Here is a 17,420-nt window from a genome sequence, read left to right as displayed (position 1 = left end):
CGAAACGTTATAAAACGCCATATATAAAAGTTGAAAATATAAAATAAAAAATGCTCGGAAGCCTTATTCTATAAAGCTTTCGAGCTATATCAGTTCATAACTAACTGCAAAAGTGTGGAAAATCAACCTTTTCTTGCCATCTATGGCACAGTGTGCTATATTAAATAATTGGATATCATGGGTGTATTATATAAAAAAATAATACACAGATTGGAGGTATTAATATGGTTTATACATGGGACATTACTATTCCGGAACTGACAGCTGACGACCCCCGCAAAGCCTATGTCTACCTACCGGAATCTTGTCATACAGATTCAGATCAACGTTATCCAGTTTTATACATGTTTGATGGACACAATGTGTTTTTTGATTCACATGCTACCTATGGCAAGAGCTGGGGAATGAAAGAATATATGGATGCCACATCCACTCCTCTGATCATTGCTGCGGTAGAATGTAATCATAGTCCGAACAATGGACGGCTGGAAGAATATTCACCATATTCTTTCAACGATTCCCGTTTTGGAAAAGTTATTGGCCGTGGCAGAACGACAATGGAATGGCTGATTCATACATTTAAAGAAGAAATTGACGAACGCTTTCCTACCCAGCCAGATCGTGAGCATACTTTTATCGCGGGAAGTTCTATGGGTGGTCTGATGAGCCTGTACGCTGTATTAGAATATAATCGCTACTTCTCTCGTGCAGCCTGTCTCTCCCCATCCCTCTGGGTAGATATTCAAAGAATCGAGCAATTGACCAAACGGTCAAAGATCCAACCAGATACGGTTGTTTACATGGATTATGGTTCCAGAGAGATTCATTTCCATCCAAACATGTTACAACAATTTGGAAAAGTGGCATCTCTGCTTTTAAAACGTCATGTGATGCTTGACTGTCGGATTGTTCCCGGCGGAGATCACTGCGAAGCGAGCTGGGAAAAGCAGATTCCATTTTTCATGAATACTCTGCTATACCAGAAATAACAGGAGGAAACTTATGAAAGTACAATATTTTAAGCAATTCAGCCCAGCGCTTAATAAAGATATGGAATGTAAGGTCTATGGACATGCCGGTCGTCCGGTGCTCTTCATTCCTTGTCAGAACGGCCGATTCTTTGATTTTGAGAATTTTCATATGACTGACATATGGGCACCATGGATTGATTCTGGAGAAGTCATGGTATTTTCCATTGATACGATCGATCAGGAAACATGGTCTAATGAAGAAGGGGATCCTCGATGGAGAATCTGCCGCTACGAGGACTGGATACGCTATATCACGGATGAGATGGTTCCATTTATGCGTGATATGGTGAATGAATGCAATGGCTGGACCGGCTATCCGGGTGTATTGGTCTTCGGCTGTAGTCTTGGGGCAACTCACGCCGCTAACCTGTATTTCCGACGTCCGGATCTCTTTGACAGACTATTAGCATTAAGCGGAATCTATACTGCAGAATATGGATTCGGTTCTTACATGGATGATCTTGTCTATAACAATTCACCAATTCATTATCTGGCAAATATGCCATTAGATCATCCTTACATTTCTATGTATAATGAACAAAAGTCAGCCATCTGTGTTGGGCAGGGAGCATGGGAACTTCCGGATTCTACCAGACAGTTGGATGGTATTCTGAAAAACAAGGGTATCCATACATGGGTAGATTATTGGGGAATGGACTGCTACCATGACTGGATCTGGTGGTACAAACAAGTCACTTATTTTGTACCATATTTGTTAGATTAGAGGGGTTTCTTTTTCTATGTAACGTTATAGTTCAACAAAAGAAAGCGAGTAAACACAAATGACAAAGAATTTTATATTTATTTCTCCAAACTTTCCTACAAACTACTGGCAGTTTTGTGCGGAATTAAAGAAAAATGGTCTTAATGTTCTGGGTATTGGCGATCAGCCTTACGATGAATTATCTCAGGAATTAAAAAACAGTTTGAATGAGTATTACAAAGTAAACAGTCTGGAAAATTATGATGAAGTATACCGTGCCGTTGCATTTTTTACTTATAAATACGGACGGATCGACTGGCTGGAGTCTAACAATGAATACTGGCTGGAACGTGATGCAATGTTGCGTACAGATTTTAATATCTCCAGCGGTTTCCACACAGAAGACATGCCTCGTATTAAATACAAATCAAAGATGAAAGAATTCTACACGAAGGCTGGAATCCCGGTAGCCCGCTATCATCTGGTTGACAATGTCGAAAATTGTCAGGATTTTATTAAGCTCGTTGGTTATCCAGTCATTGTAAAACCAGACAATGGTGTTGGCGCATCCCATACCTTTAAGCTTTCATCTGACCAAGATCTTCTTCGGTTCTTTAATGAGAAAGTAGCTGATACACAATACATCATGGAGGAGTTTATCGACGCAGAAGTTAATTCTTACGATGCTGTCATCGATTCTAATGGCGATCCAATGTTCGAGACGGGTAACGTAACTCCAGATTCAATCATGGATATCGTCAATAATTCTGATAACTCTATCTATCATATTGTGAAAAATCTTTCTGAGGATGTACGTACTGCCGGACGTGCTACTGTAAAAAGCTTCGGTGTAAAAAGCCGTTTCGTTCATTTTGAATTCTTCCGTCTTCTAAAGGATCACGACGGAATGGGCAAGAAAGGCGATGTTGTGGCTCTGGAAGTTAACATGCGTCCTTGCGGCGGATTTTCTCCTGATATGATGAATTACGCTAACAGTACCAATGTATACAAGATCTGGGCGGATATGATCGCCTTTGATCACTCCACTCTGCCAGACGGCAAACATGCTTACTGTGCTTATGCCGGGCGTCGAGATGGAAAAGATTTCGTGCTGAGTCATGAAGAAATTCTTGAAAAATATGGTGATAACCTGAAGATGGTCGACCGGATTCCTGATGTATTGTCCGGTGCGATGGGTAATCAGATGTATGTTGCGGTATTCAATACTAAGAAAGAAATGGATAGCTTCTATAAGAATGTCTTGAAATGTAATTAATCGACAAATACATTTAAATTATTCTAAGCCTGTCATGCTACAAAAAGCTGACAGGCTTATACATTTAAAAATCATCATATCTTATTCTTTACTATCCAACTTAAGGCTCAATGGGTTTATTTCACCAGTATCTGGATTATACCACCAAAACTCATTCTTATCATTTACAAAATAGTATTTTCCTTTTACAAGTTTATGATAATTGGACGGATCAATACTTTCAAGAAATCGCTGATAATTCCATTAGAACAATTACGTCAGCATGAGCTTACTGCTTTTCTGTTTATGACATGAGGGTGAAAGATATCAGGGCCAGACACATAAAGGGATGCATGGCGGGAGGATATAGAATTGAAACCAAAGGAAAGAAAAAAGGTGAAAAGATTTTTCCTACCGCAGGGACGAAAGCTAGAATCAAGTCGCTTTTTAATCTTATGCTTGATTATGTACCCGGATACAAAATTGTAGACAAGAACTATGCTAGAACATTTGAAATTTCTAATGATATCAGTAAAGAGAAAGAAGAAGCAACAAGAACACATATTCCATTTACCGATGATGAGATGAACATTCTCTGGAAAAACGTAGGGAAAGTAAGATACGTAGATTAGATTATAATGCAATGTTATATGGGATGGAGACCGAAGAACTTGCTGCTTTAAGATTAGATGTAATCAATCTTGAAAAGTGGTACATGAAAGCCGGAATAAAAACGCCAGCTGGCAAACAACGCATAGTTCCAATTCATACCAAAATCATAGAACTCTTAAAGAATAATTATGATTTTGCCGCTTCTATAGGAAGCGAATATTTGCTAAATAACAAAGGGCAGACTCATGCCGGATCATAGAAACTTACTTACGACAAATATGCGAATAGATTTAAGAAAGTAACCGGCGAACTTCATCTCAACCCGGAACATCGTCCTCATGATCCGAGAAAAACATTTGTAACCAGATGTAAAAAAACGAATGTCGATGAATATGCACTAAAAGAAATGGTAAGACACTCAATAAAAGATATTACAGAATCAACTTACACAGTCCGTGATTTAGAATGGTTAAGATAAAATCTTGAAAAACTAAAGTAAGTGGGAGAAAATCCATCATCTCCCACTTTAAATATATTAACAAATATACGTTAACAAATAAATAACAAATGTATTAGCATTTATTGATTTTTTAAAATGTTAAAACATTCTAAAAATACTGATTTTACGCTATTAATTAGAATCTTCCAGCTTTAGCGGCTTCCTCTACGGAAACTGCAACTGCAACAGTCATACCAACCATCGGGTTGTTACCTGCTCCGATTAAGCCCATCATCTCAACATGGGCTGGAACGGATGAAGAACCTGCAAACTGTGCATCAGAGTGCATACGTCCTAAAGTATCTGTCATACCATAAGAAGCTGGACCTGCAGCCATGTTATCTGGATGAAGTGTACGTCCTGTACCACCGCCGGATGCTACTGAGAAGTACTTCTTGCCCTGCTCGATACATTCTTTCTTGTATGTACCTGCAACTGGATGCTGGAAACGTGTTGGGTTGGTAGAGTTACCTGTGATAGATACGTCTACGCCTTCTTTGTGCATGATGGCAACACCTTCACGTACATCATTCGCCCCATAGCAGTTAACTTTAGAACGAAGTCCGTCAGAGTAAGCGATTCTCTGAACTTCTTTCAGTTCTCCTGTATAGTAATCATATTCTGTCTGAACATATGTAAATCCGTTAATTCTGGAAATGATCTTTGCAGCATCCTTTCCAAGTCCGTTCAAGATAACACGAAGTGGTTTCTTACGAACTTTGTTTGCCTTCTCTGCAATACCGATTGCACCTTCAGCTGCTGCGAATGACTCGTGACCAGCTAAGAATGCGAAACAATCTGTGTCTTCTTCCAGAAGCATCTTTCCTAAGTTACCATGTCCAAGACCAACTTTACGCTGATCTGCTACAGAACCTGGGATACAGAAAGCCTGCAGGCCTTCTCCGATTGCTGCTGCTGCATCAGCTGCTGTCTTACATCCCTTTTTAATTGCAATTGCTGCACCTACTGTATATGCCCAACATGCATTTTCGAAACAGATTGGCTGAATACCTTTTACCTGATTGTATACATCAAGGCCGGCATCCTTTGTAATCTTCTCTGCTTCTTCGATGGAAGCAATACCATAGCTTCCTAATACTTCATTGATTTTATCAATTCTTCTTTCATATGATTCAAATAAAGCCATTTACTTGTCCTCCTGATTTTTTTGTTACCTTTTGAATCTTCCCACGAACACACATGAACCTCGTTCATGTGGCGCGTTGCGCCTTCAAAGCCTGTCCCGGTCTACCGATTTCATACAAGCATGAATCATCTGACCAGGTCATCCTTCTCTGTCCGCTTATCGCGTCTATTCTTTTCTAGGATCAATAATCTTTACTGCGTCTGCAACACGTCCATACTGTCCTTTTGCCTTTTCCCAAGCATCGTTAGGTGTATCACCAGCTTTGATGAAGTCAGTGAATTTTCCAAGGCTTACGAACTGATATCCGATAATCTCATCGTTCTCATCCAAAGCAATACCTGTTACATAACCTTCAGCCATTTCAAGATAACGAGGACCTTTTGCTAATGTTCCGTACATTGTACCAACCTGAGAACGAAGTCCTTTTCCAAGGTCTTCCAAACCAGCACCAATTGCAAGTCCATCTTCTGAAAATGCACTCTGAGTTCTTCCATATACAATCTGAAGGAACAATTCTCTCATTGCTGTATTAATAGCATCACAGACAAGGTCTGTATTCAATGCCTCTAAAATAGTTTTTCCTGGAAGGATTTCAGATGCCATGGCTGCTGAGTGAGTCATTCCTGAACATCCGATTGTCTCAACAAGAGCTTCCTGAATAATACCATCTTTAACATTTAAAGTAAGTTTACATGCACCCTGCTGAGGAGCACACCAGCCAATACCGTGTGTAAAACCAGAAATATCTTTTACTTCTTTAGCCTGTACCCATTTTGCTTCTTCCGGAATCGGAGCTGGTCCGTGATTCGCACCCTGAGCCACCGGACACATCATTTCTACTTCATGTGAATAAATCATTTTAAAACTCCTTTCAACTATGTATGATTTTTCTGTCGTAGGGCTTGTTATATCTTTAACACCATACTTATTTATATTTTCTCACATTATTCTACATTCGTCAATTGTTTTTCATTTGGGTACACCACATTTTTCAAAAGGGGACGTAGTAAAACCAAAAAATACTACGTCCCCTTTTTTTACATTTTTGCTGTCACCCACGAAAATCCCAAATCATGGGAATCATCTTTTTTATAATTTAAATCGTATCCTACCTGAACTCCTTCTTCATCCATGTAATAATTGACAATGTAAACGCCATCAAGGCTGTCGCCTTCCAGGGTTTTTTTGATTTCTTCTTTGCTTAATTCTGACAGGAAGCTGTCGTTTTTTGTTTCGTCACGCATATTTTGAAGCCATTGATCAATCACTTCATCGTTGATATCTACCAGATCTTTTAATTGGTATGTTTCTCCAGTTTTGGGATTGATATTGCATGTTCTGAGATGCTGGGAATAATATTGGCTTCCGCCTTCGTAATTATAATCTTCATAGGCGATACTTATTAGGTCATCTGACGCATAACATACTTTATATTTTGCATAGCTTATCAGCATAGGATTTTTTTCGCTGATCACTCTTTCTTTTATCGTATTAGAAGGATTATTATAGATTTCATTTACTGTCTGCATTGCACAATTCTTCAATGCTTTATTTACTTTTTCTTCTATGTCGGCATCTGGTAATCCATGAACGACCGGATATGTTACATTGAATTCAATCAACATAGATTCCTTTTCTCGATCAGAAAATGAGTATGTATCTTCCGTTATTTCATACGACAAATTTTCTTCGATTTTTTCTGGAATTGATTCAATTCCTTGTAGATTTTCTTCATCTGTTGAATCTTCTTTTTCTTCATTTGGAAGATCATATTCGTGATTTGGCTCTTCTGCAAATTCTTCATAAATGTCTGGAACATCATAGATATTCTTCTGTATACTTTTTAGCAGTTTGACTTCACCAACAAACAGTCCGATAACTATGACCATACATATAATACTTACAATAATAATCGGTTTTTTAGATTTCTTTTTTACAGGTCTTACCAACCCAGGAATCACATACATTTCTAATGGAACAGAACGAATACCATTTACTACTTGTTCTTCCGCAGTCACATGCATTCCCAGATGTATATATTTTTGCACTGCCTGTGGCGCTGAATTTACAGTAATTGTTTTGACACAAAGCTGCTGAGCACAATAATTATAAACACACTGAAACAGCATCCGACCAATGCCTTTTCCTCGATACTGTTTTCTTACAAAGAACAGACTGATATGTCCATCGTTTTTGACTGCGATTGTACCGCATAATTCTGTACCTTGAAATGCACCAAAGAAGAATATTTCTCTTCTTTGGCACATTGTATAAATGTTGTCATATTTGATGAACTTCTGGAACTCAGCAACACCTTCCGGAGTATAAGAAGGTGCAATTTCATCTGCAAATACATCCCATACAAGATGAAGTGCCGGCAGCAGCTCGTATTGTTGCAGCATTCTTATTTCCATGATTCAACCTCCTTAGGCATGATACTTCAATAATTCCTCACGAAGTAATGTCAAAGCCCTTGCGACCGCATATTCACGATTCTTGTCGCGATTGCCAGTAAAATAAAATTCTTCTACCCTGACATGCCCTTTTACATAACATCCTACGTATACAAGTCCAACTGGCTTTTCTTTGGTTCCGCCACCAGGTCCTGCGATACCGGTCACACTTAGAGCTGCATCTGCCCCTGTAGCTTCCGCGACGCCACGCACCATCTCACAGGCTGTCTGTGGACTGACTGCTCCATATTGCATCAAAGTCTCTCTTTTTACCTTCAGCAGACGTTCTTTTGCATCATTAGAATAAGTAATATAACCTTCCTTATATACATTCGATGCTCCTGCTACATTCAAGATCCTGCCTGCAAGAAGCCCTCCGGTACAAGACTCAGCAGTTGTGACCGATAGTTTCTTCTCTTCAAGTATTCTCACAATTGCCTCTTCCAGAGAGATATTTTCTTCCGTGGTATAGATCTTATCGCCAAACCGATGGAATAATTCTTCCATTACAGGAGCAATTAATGCGTTAGCAGCTTCCTCATCTGCTGCTTTGGCAGTTACCCTGAGATGTACTTCTCCAGTCTTAGCATAGGGTGCGATCGTTGGATTCGTCTGTGTATCCATCAGATCGGCAATCATCGTTTCCACTTTGCTCTCTCCGATGGAACATATTTTTATCATTTTCGAATAGATTCCTTCAGGCTGCAGACGATTCAAGTAAGGTGCAATGTCTCTTTCAAACATCGGCTTAATCTCATTTGGCGGTCCAGGAAGAAGAATTGCAATCTTGCCATTCTCTTCTAATATGAGTCCTGGTGCTGTTCCGTTATGATTGTCAACCACGATTGCACCGTCAGGGACCAATGCCTGCTTCCAATTGTTTGGAGTTACTTGGTTACTGTGTACCTGGCGAAAATATTCTTGGATTCTTTCTTTTGTATGTGTATCTTCACGTAGCTCTTTTCCAAATACCTTTGCTGTTACTTCTTTTGTCAGATCATCCTTTGTTGGACCAAGACCTCCGCTTAGAATAACGATATCTGCCCTGGAAAGTGCTAGACGGACCGTATCTTCCAAACGTTCTTCGTTATCTCCTACTACACTCTGATGAAAACAAGATAACCCCAACATTGCACATTTTTCCGCAAGATAGGCTGCATTCGTATTGATAATATTACCTAATAGAATCTCTGTCCCTACGGAAATCAGTTCTACTGTCATTTTTACATGCCTCCCTGTGTCAATACCTGTACGTTCTTTGCAATATAATCAACCAAAGATATGATTGTCAATATTAAGGATGCCCATATCAACACAGTTCCAATCACGTCAAATACACCTCCGAGATCCATGATCAATACAATAATCATAAACATCTGAGAAACGGTCTTAAATTTCCCCCAGTAACTGGCAGCGATCACAATTCCGTTATCTGATGCCACAAGGCGGAATCCACTGATAATAAATTCTCTGGCAATTATGATAATTACAAACCAGGCCTGAAGTTTCCCTGATGGAATCATACAGATCATTGCAGAACATACCAACAGCTTATCTGCCAATGGATCCATAAACTTCCCAAAATTTGTCACCAGATTTCTTGCACGGGCAATCTTTCCATCCAACATATCTGTAAGGCTTGCCACACAGAAAATCACCAGGGCGATCCACTTATTCGCAGATCCACCTACATCTGTCAGCATAAAAAACACAAAAAAAGGTACCATAATTATTCTTAATACAGTTAATTTATTTGGTAAATTCATTACATCAACTCTCCTATCAAATCATATTCTAATGCTCCAGTTACTTTTACCTTAGCAAAATCACCGGACATCAGTTCTTCATCAGTATTTATAAAGATCAGCCCATCTACATTTGGTGCATCCTTGTAGGTCCGTCCTACATAAGCATTTTCATCAGCAACTTTTCCTTCTATCATGACAAGAACTTCTTGTCCAATCATATCTTCTGCCTGATCAAATACAATATCCTGCTGCAATTCCATCAGTTCTGCCTGACGTTCTTGCTTCACTTCTTCTGATATCTGATCCGACATCTCCGCTGCCGGTGTATCTTCTTCCGGCGAATAAGTAAACACTCCCAGACGGTCAAATTCCATCTCATCTACAAACTCCATCAATTCCTCATGCTGTTCCTGTGTCTCACCGGGGAATCCGGTAATCAGAGTAGTACGAAGAGCAATATCCGGAATCTCCTGGCGAAGTTTTCTTACAATCTTCTTCAGCTGCTGTTTCGAAGTTCTTCTTCCCATTCGTTTTAAGATAGTGTCATTCGCATGTTGAATCGGAAGATCAAGATAATGACAGATTTTCTTTTCTTCTTTCATTACTTGAATTAATGCATCATCAATTTCTTCTGGGTAACAATACAAAATCCGAATCCATCGGATACCATTTATTTTACATAATTCACGCAACAACTTACTCAGAGACTTTTCCCCATAAAGATCCTTTCCATATAAAGTCGTCTCCTGTGCTACCAAGATCAGTTCCTTTACTCCCTGTTCAGCCAATTCTTCTGCTTCTTTTAAAAGCCTTTCCATTGGTACACTTCGGTAATTGCCGCGAATCTTTGGAATGATACAATAAGTACAATGCTTATCACATCCTTCTGCAATCTTTAAATATGCATAATGGCCGCCCGTTGTTACCAATCTCTTTACATCTACTAAAGGCAATGCATCAACATCTGCCAATTCCAAATGTCCATTACCTGCAAGGGCTTCCTCCACTGTCTCTACAATTTTATCATAAGATGTTGTTCCAAGCACAGCATCTACTTCTGGTATCTCTTCCAGAATTTCTTTCTGATACCTCTGAGCAAGACATCCAGTCACAATCAATGCCTTCAATCTTCCCTTCGTCTTATACTGCGCCATTTCCAGAATCGTCTGTATACTCTCTTCCTTTGCATCATGGATAAAACAACAAGTATTGACCACAATAACATCTGCCAATGTCTCATCATCTACCATCTGATATCCTTTTGCATCTAAAAGTCCAAGCATTACTTCCGAATCCACAAGATTCTTATCGCAGCCAAGAGATATAAATAATATATTCATTCTTTCCTCCTCCCAATTATTGTGAAGAAAGGCAGATACCTCACGGCATCTGCCTTATATTCACGTCAAACCGTATATGATTCTCTTACTCTTCTTCTCCAACCACTTTAATCTTGGCCTGATTCAGTTCATCAATAGCGATAGATAACGGTTTTTCGCTGTCCTTCACAGGCACAAGCGGCATAGCTCCGTCAATAATCTCTCTTGCTCTCTTGGCAGTAGCCATAACAATAGAATAACGGCTGTTAACAACTTTTGTTTCGCCTTCTTCTACATCCTTATTTACTACCTTCATTAAATCTGTGTAAGATGGGTGTAACATACACTATTCTCCTTTCAATTCTGCTTTCATATTCTCTATAAATTCTATATTACGAAAACTTCTTCTGTGTTCTCCCTGGATAATCCGATGCATCTGTTCAACACAATCCTGAAGTACATCATTAATGATCAGATAATCATACTGATCCATGCCCTCAGCCTCTTCTTTGGCACGGTTCATACGGAAATCAATCACATCCATGGTCTCCGTTCCTCGTCCTACCAGACGATTGCGTAATTCCTTTGCAGTCGGTGGTGTCACGAACAATAACAACGTCTCCGGAAACTTCTCTTTCACTTTCAAGGCCCCTTGAATCTCTATCTCAAGGATAACATCCTTCCCAGCATCTAACTGTTCTTCTACATATGCTCGCGGCGTCCCATAATAATTATCCACGTATCTAGCATACTCTATCAATTCATCTTTCGCAATCATTTTTTCAAATTCTTCCACTGTTTTGAAAAAATATTCACGACCATCTTCTTCACCCGGACGCGGATTTCTTGTAGTGGCAGATATGGACAACGCATAATTATCGTACTGACGCATCATTTCTTTCATAATGGTCCCTTTACCGGAACCAGAAAATCCAGATACAACAATAAGAATTCCTTTTTCCCTCATGAATTTATCCCCTCTTTTCACTACTCAATATTCTGAATCTGTTCTCTGACCTTTTCAATCTCTGTTTTTAAATCAATTCCAATATTGGAGATTTCCAGATCATTCGCTTTTGACAGAATCGTATTCGCCTCTCGATTCATCTCCTGCGCAATAAAATCAAGCTTACGTCCAATTCCACTTTCCTCAGACTGGAGTGTCTCTTTCATATGTAAGATATGGCTGCGGAGTCTGACCACTTCCTCATCTGTACATATCTTATCCGCAAATATCACTACTTCTGCAGCAATCCTCCCCTCTTCAATCTGAGTATCCTCTAACAATTCATGTACCTTCGTCTCAAGCTTTTCTCGGTACTCAGCCACAATCTGCGGAGAACGTTCCTCAATAACGTCCACCAGTTTCAACATACCGTCTAGCTTATTGATAATATCCGTCTTCAGGTTCTCACCCTCCAACGCTCTGGTCTCAACAAACTGCTTGATCGCACCATCCAGAGCCTTTTTCAGTCCATTCCACAATTCTTCTTCATCCATCAGCTGCTCTTCCATTGTCAACACTTCCGGATATCGTGACAGTGTAGAAACACGAATATCATTTTCCAGAGAAAACGATTCCTCCATCTTCTTAAAATAGGTCAGATATTCCTCTGCAAGCTTCTCATTATACTTCAAAGAAACCTGACTTTCAGACAAATCCTCATAGGTAATAAAAATGTCAACCTTACCTCGCTGAACACTTTTCTTTAATAAATTACGAATTGCACTTTCAAAAAAATTCAGTTTCTTTGGCATACGAATATTGGCATCAAGATAACGATGGTTTACCCCCTTCATCTCCACAGTAAACTTCCGCTCCCCATCAGACACCTCACAGCGTCCAAATCCTGTCATACTTTTTATCATATTATGGACCTCTTCTAATTCTAATATATTTGTAACAATCGGCACTTACGCCATTGTTTATTATAAGTCATTTGGCAAATCCCGTCAACTATGTTATGATATAGCAATGAACAGTGCAAAAACACTTAGGAACATAAAATCCTGCCAGCAGGATTTTATGAGACTATGTGTTTTTATAGGGCGAATGCCCTCAGCGAAAGAACTTTGTTCTTGAGCTGGCACTGTGGGCCCTATCTGGTCTGCATAGGGCGAATGCCCTCAGCGAAAGAACTTTGTTCTTGAGCTGGCACTGTGGGCCCTATCTGGTCTGCATAGGGCAAATGCACTACGGACTTTATCTTAGTAGAAAGGAACCATATTATGGCATTTGACGGAATAACTGTTGCTGCAATCGTTCAGGAATTACAATCGAACCTTGTCGATGGGCGAATTGCCAAGATTGCCCAGCCGGAACCTGACGAATTGCTGCTTACAATCAAGACACCACAAGGACAAAAGCGCCTCTATATCTCGGCCAGCGCTTCCCTTCCTTTGATATATTTAACCGACGAGAACAAACCAAGTCCTATGACTGCGCCTAATTTTTGTATGCTTCTTCGGAAACATATTGGTAACGGGCGCATCACTTGTATTTCTCAACCTAAATTAGAACGAATTATTCATCTGGATATTGAACACTTGGATGAACTTGGTGATCTGTGCAAGAAAAAACTTATTATAGAAATCATGGGAAAGCACAGTAATATCATCTTTTGTGATGATAATGGAATGATTATTGATAGCATTAAGCATGTATCGGCTCAAATGAGTTCCATTCGTGAAGTATTGCCGGGACGCCAATACTTCATTCCTGATACAATGTCAAAACAAGATCCCTTAACTGTAGATCTCGAAGCTTTTATCACGATTCTACAAAATAAACCAATGCCTCTCAGTAAGACAATCTATACCAGCTTTACTGGTATAAGTCCTGTTGTTGCAGAGGAAATCTGTTATCTGGGTGCTTTAGACTCAGGAATAAGCGCTAATAATCTTTCCAAAGATGTACTGACTCATTTATATCGACAATTTATCTATTATATAGAAGATGTTAAATCCGGCAATTTCCATCCAACAATCTATTATAATAGAAATGAACCGAAAGAATTCAGTGCTCTCCCCCTTTCTCATTATCAAGAGTACACAGAAAAAGAATATGATTCTATCTCAAAAGTGCTTGCTACGTATTATTCTACTAAGAACACATTGACCCGCATTCACCAGAAAAGCGCTGATTTACGTCACGTAGTTCAGACTTCGCTGGAACGGAATCGTAAAAAATACGATCTTCAGACAAAACAGTTAAAAGATACGGAAAACCGTGAAAAATATAAAGTATATGGTGAATTAATCAACACTTATGGTTACAATCTTCCCTCTGGCTCAAAGGAATTAACTGCGCTAAATTATTACACGAACCAGGAGATTACCATCCCTTTGGATCCTACCAAAACACCACAAGAAAATTCACAGAAATATTTTGGGAAATATAACAAACAAAAGAGAACTTACGAAGCACTGACAGGACTGATTCAAGAAACCGCAGATGATATTCAATATCTAGAATCTATTAGCAACTCTCTTGATATTGCCAGGAGCGAGGCAGATCTCGCACAGATTAAAGAAGAACTCATACAAACCGGCTATATCCGCAGGAAATATTCTAAAAAGAAGGTTAAGCTTACCAGTAGGCCAATGCATTATATCTCCAGCGATGGCTATCATATGTATGTAGGAAAGAATAATCTCCAGAATGACGAACTGACCTTTTCTTTTGCCTCTGGAAACGACTGGTGGTTCCATGCGAAAGGTGCTCCGGGATCTCACGTGATCGTAAAAACCAACGGTGATGAACTTCCGGATTGTACATTTGAAGAAGCAGGGCGATTAGCTGCATACTACTCTAAGAACCGTGGCAGTGATAAAGTAGAGATTGACTACGTAGAGAAAAAACATGTCAAAAAACCTAACGGTGCCAAACCTGGCTTTGTGGTATACTATACGAACTATTCTCTAATGATTGATTCTGATATATCCAATATAAAAGCTGTGCAAGATTAACTGCACAGCTTTTTCAGATTATCCGATACGTACGGATCTTTTTATCTTTCTCATTACTATGAATCCTGTCACATCTGCCAACAGCCATCCGATTGGAATTGCCCACCAGATTCCCCATACTCCAATCTCTGGAACAGGAGCCAGTATATATGCCAATACGACTCGTGTGCCCAGAGATATCACCGTCAAGACTACTGACATCTCCGGCTTTCCGATAGAACGATAATATCCATATAGAAGGAACAGGATTCCAATGCCACAGTAGAAACTTCCCTCTACCCGAAGATATCCTACACCGACCTGAATAATCTCCTTCTCCTGCGGACTGATGAATATCATCATCAGATAAGCCGCAAAAATAAATACCATTACAGACACGATGATACAAAAAAGCACAGATATCATAACTGCTGAACGGACGCCCTTTTTTACTCTGTCCTCTTTTCCCGCGCCATGGTTTTGCGAAATGAAGATAGAGAAAGCATTACTGAATTCCTGTGCCGGCATGTATGCAAAAGAATCTATTTTTACTGCCGCTGCAAAAGCCGCCATAACAATCGTTCCAAAACTGTTCACCAGACCCTGAATCAGCAAAATTCCGAAATTCATCACAGATTGCTGGATACTGGATGCAAAAGAATATCTCGCCATTTCCGGCATCCGTCCCATAGACTGGCGTGCCCTTCGAATGCTGATTCGAATCCCAGGCTCTTTCCACCATGTATATATGGCAATTCCGATTCCTGCAGCTATCTGTGAAAATACAGTGGCAAATGCTGCTCCTTCAATTCCCCAATGCAATTTCATGACAAATATCACATCCAGAAGAACATTCAATACAGAGGAAATTCCCAGAAACCAAAGTGGTGTCACAGAATCACCCACTGCACGGAGTAAAAACGCATAATAATTATATAAGAACACAAAGAAGATTCCCCAGAAGATGCTCCAGACGTAATCATGCATCATACCCATTAAAGAATCTGGAATATTTAAGAATCTAAAGATAAAATCTATCTTTACAAAGACCAGGATATTCATCAGTACAGATATTCCACCGACTAAAAGGAAAGATGCCACTATTCCATCCTTCAGCCGCTCATAATCCCTTTTTCCATAATAAAACGAAAATAACGTTCCACTTCCCATACACATTCCTATTAATATAGAAGTCAAAAACGTCATCAAAGTATAGGCAGCTCCTACAGCTGCCAATGCCTCAGCGCCAAGGACCTGCCCTACGATTATCGTATCCACGATATTATAACACTGTTGTAACAGATTTCCCAATATCATCGGTCCCGAGAACAACAGCATTGTTTTCGAGACATTTCCTTCTGTCAGATTCTTCCCCATAACTCTATCTTGACTCTCATCTTATACCTTTTGTTTTTTACTGAGTTCCTGCCAGATAGTCAATGAACTGCTGTGCAGTTCTTCCAGACAATCCACCGTGGCTTAATTCCCACTTATTAGCCTCCAACAGAAGCTTTTCCTCTGGCATCTCAATACCATTCTTTGCTGCCAGCTGGCGTACGATTTCCTGGAATTCCTTCTTGTCCGGTTTTCCAAAATAAATAGTCACACCAAATCTTGCAACCAACGACAGTTTCTCTTGCACGGTATCATTGGTGTGAAGTTCCTCATCCCGATCTTCCTTATCCTTAAAGGTCTCACGAATCAGATGTCTTCTATTAGAAGTTGCATAGATCAGAACATTCTCTGGCTTTCTTTCCAGACCTCCCTCAATTACTGCTTTCAGATATTTGTACTCAATTTCAAACTCTTCAAAAGAGAGATCGTCCATATAGATAATGAACTTATAATTACGGTTTTTGATCTGTGCGATCACATCATTCAGATCCTGAAACTGATGCTTATACACTTCAATCATTCGAAGTCCCTGATCATAATACTGATTCAAAATAGCCTTAATGGATGAAGATTTACCAGTCCCCGCATCACCGAACAACAGGCAGTTATTCGCCTTTCTTCCTTCTACAAATGCCTTGGTATTGTCTATCAATTTCTTTTTTGCAAGTTCATAACCAATCAAATCGTCCAAATGTACATGTGCAATATTTGTAATTGGAACGATCTGTGCACCTTCTTCTGTATGTTCAACACGAAATGCCTTATGAAGTCCAAGCTTACCTACCCCAAATTCTTTATAAAACTGTGTAAGAGTTGCCTTAAATTCCTCTACATCTTTTGTCTTTGCAAGGCTTCTGCTAAGATCACAGATTCTGTCACGGACTCTTCGATTAAATACCTTACCATACCCACTAGTTCCCTGATATTCCATCAGAATTGACAGACATTTGGCATCCAGTGCCTCTTCCAACTCCTTAAAATTATAATCAAATAATTCTTTAAAAATGGCAAAATCATGTAAAGCTACCTGATTAATGCTTCCTTCCACTTCTCCAACAATTTCACAAGAAGTACTGTAAGCATTTTCATGGCTTGCCAACAGATAGGTCAGATAATTGTGCCACAGATTTCCTTCAAATCCATGACTCACTGCCATTTCCAATATCTCATTGACAGACTCGAATAATAATCCTTTCAAGTCTTCCTGATTGTAATAATCGTTGTCATAATTTTCCATAAGAAACGTCATATCCTGAAGAATCTGTCCGTCTTCCATATGTTTGTATAGCATCAATTCATTTGTTCTCATC

17 protein-coding genes are annotated in these 17,420 nt (G+C 39.5%); 6 read left to right on the top strand and 11 right to left on the bottom strand.

Features of this window, described 5'->3' with window-relative positions; all coding sequences use genetic code 11:
* Window positions 1–224: 224 nt before the first annotated feature.
* From ACQRD1_RS07625 to ACQRD1_RS07605, 5 genes are all read left to right on the top strand, one after another.
* Window positions 225–989, top strand: coding sequence for an alpha/beta hydrolase (locus ACQRD1_RS07625; RefSeq protein WP_235231915.1), 765 nt, complete (start codon window positions 225–227; stop codon window positions 987–989).
* A 13-nt stretch (window positions 990–1,002) separates the two neighbouring features.
* Window positions 1,003–1,755, top strand: coding sequence for an esterase family protein (locus ACQRD1_RS07620; RefSeq protein WP_235231914.1), 753 nt, complete (start codon window positions 1,003–1,005; stop codon window positions 1,753–1,755).
* A gap of 58 nt (window positions 1,756–1,813) precedes the next feature.
* Entirely contained in the window at window positions 1,814–3,010 is a 1,197-nt protein-coding gene (locus ACQRD1_RS07615; protein WP_235231913.1) for an ATP-grasp domain-containing protein, read from the top strand.
* A gap of 332 nt (window positions 3,011–3,342) precedes the next feature.
* Window positions 3,343–3,621 carry a hypothetical protein gene (locus ACQRD1_RS07610; protein WP_427787219.1) on the top strand — a complete coding sequence of 93 codons (279 nt, stop codon included), beginning with the start codon at window positions 3,343–3,345 and terminating at the stop codon, window positions 3,619–3,621.
* 11 nt (window positions 3,622–3,632) lie between these two features.
* Entirely contained in the window at window positions 3,633–3,860 is a 228-nt protein-coding gene (locus tag ACQRD1_RS07605) for a hypothetical protein (protein WP_235231911.1), read from the top strand.
* A gap of 376 nt (window positions 3,861–4,236) precedes the next feature.
* Here the strand turns inward: ACQRD1_RS07605 and ACQRD1_RS07600 are convergent, their stop codons facing one another.
* From ACQRD1_RS07600 to ACQRD1_RS07560, 9 genes are all read right to left on the bottom strand, one after another.
* On the bottom strand, window positions 4,237–5,247 hold the full coding sequence (locus ACQRD1_RS07600; RefSeq protein ID WP_235231910.1) for a GGGtGRT protein: 1,011 nt from the start codon (window positions 5,245–5,247) through the stop codon (window positions 4,237–4,239).
* A gap of 165 nt (window positions 5,248–5,412) precedes the next feature.
* A complete protein-coding gene (locus ACQRD1_RS07595) occupies window positions 5,413–6,105 on the bottom strand; it encodes an iron-sulfur cluster assembly scaffold protein (RefSeq protein ID WP_158372156.1) in 693 nt (230 codons plus the stop codon).
* A gap of 179 nt (window positions 6,106–6,284) precedes the next feature.
* Entirely contained in the window at window positions 6,285–7,661 is a 1,377-nt protein-coding gene (locus ACQRD1_RS07590; RefSeq protein WP_235231909.1) for a GNAT family N-acetyltransferase, read from the bottom strand.
* Between the two features lie 12 nt (window positions 7,662–7,673).
* A complete protein-coding gene (locus ACQRD1_RS07585) occupies window positions 7,674–8,921 on the bottom strand; it encodes a competence/damage-inducible protein A (RefSeq protein WP_235231908.1) in 1,248 nt (415 codons plus the stop codon).
* A gap of 2 nt (window positions 8,922–8,923) precedes the next feature.
* Window positions 8,924–9,466, bottom strand: coding sequence for a CDP-diacylglycerol--glycerol-3-phosphate 3-phosphatidyltransferase (pgsA, locus tag ACQRD1_RS07580; RefSeq protein ID WP_235231907.1), 543 nt, complete (start codon window positions 9,464–9,466; stop codon window positions 8,924–8,926).
* The gene (gene rimO / locus ACQRD1_RS07575; protein ID WP_235231906.1) at window positions 9,466–10,788 is read right to left on the bottom strand and encodes a 30S ribosomal protein S12 methylthiotransferase RimO; all 1,323 of its coding nucleotides are present in this window, start codon (window positions 10,786–10,788) and stop codon (window positions 9,466–9,468) included. Before rimO ends, pgsA begins: the two co-directional genes overlap by 1 nt.
* 85 nt (window positions 10,789–10,873) lie before the next feature.
* Window positions 10,874–11,110, bottom strand: a complete 237-nt coding sequence (rpoZ, locus tag ACQRD1_RS07570; protein ID WP_235231905.1) for a DNA-directed RNA polymerase subunit omega — start codon at window positions 11,108–11,110, stop codon at window positions 10,874–10,876.
* Between the two features lie 3 nt (window positions 11,111–11,113).
* Window positions 11,114–11,734: a guanylate kinase gene (gene gmk / locus ACQRD1_RS07565; RefSeq protein ID WP_235231904.1), complete on the bottom strand. Its 621-nt coding sequence runs from the start codon at window positions 11,732–11,734 to the stop codon at window positions 11,114–11,116.
* A gap of 20 nt (window positions 11,735–11,754) precedes the next feature.
* A complete protein-coding gene (locus ACQRD1_RS07560) occupies window positions 11,755–12,636 on the bottom strand; it encodes a YicC/YloC family endoribonuclease (RefSeq protein WP_235231903.1) in 882 nt (293 codons plus the stop codon).
* A gap of 360 nt (window positions 12,637–12,996) precedes the next feature.
* Between ACQRD1_RS07560 and ACQRD1_RS07555 the strand changes: the two genes are divergently transcribed.
* Window positions 12,997–14,736, top strand: coding sequence for an Rqc2 family fibronectin-binding protein (locus ACQRD1_RS07555; protein WP_427787218.1), 1,740 nt, complete (start codon window positions 12,997–12,999; stop codon window positions 14,734–14,736).
* Window positions 14,737–14,754: 18 nt separating this feature from the next.
* Here ACQRD1_RS07555 and ACQRD1_RS07550 read toward each other — a convergent pair whose 3' ends face one another.
* Together ACQRD1_RS07550 and ACQRD1_RS07545 are read right to left on the bottom strand one after the other, a co-directional pair.
* Complete coding sequence (locus tag ACQRD1_RS07550; protein WP_427787217.1) at window positions 14,755–16,092, bottom strand: MATE family efflux transporter; 1,338 nt, start codon at window positions 16,090–16,092, stop codon at window positions 14,755–14,757.
* 37 nt (window positions 16,093–16,129) lie between these two features.
* Window positions 16,130–17,419, bottom strand: coding sequence for an ATP-binding protein (locus ACQRD1_RS07545; RefSeq protein WP_235231900.1), 1,290 nt, complete (start codon window positions 17,417–17,419; stop codon window positions 16,130–16,132).
* Window position 17,420: the final 1 nt, after the last annotated feature.

Origin of the sequence: Bariatricus sp. SGI.019 (assembly GCF_050315235.1) — a bacterium.
GTDB lineage: Bacteria > Bacillota > Clostridia > Lachnospirales > Lachnospiraceae > JAFBIX01.
This window is presented reverse-complemented; position numbering and strand designations above follow the sequence as displayed.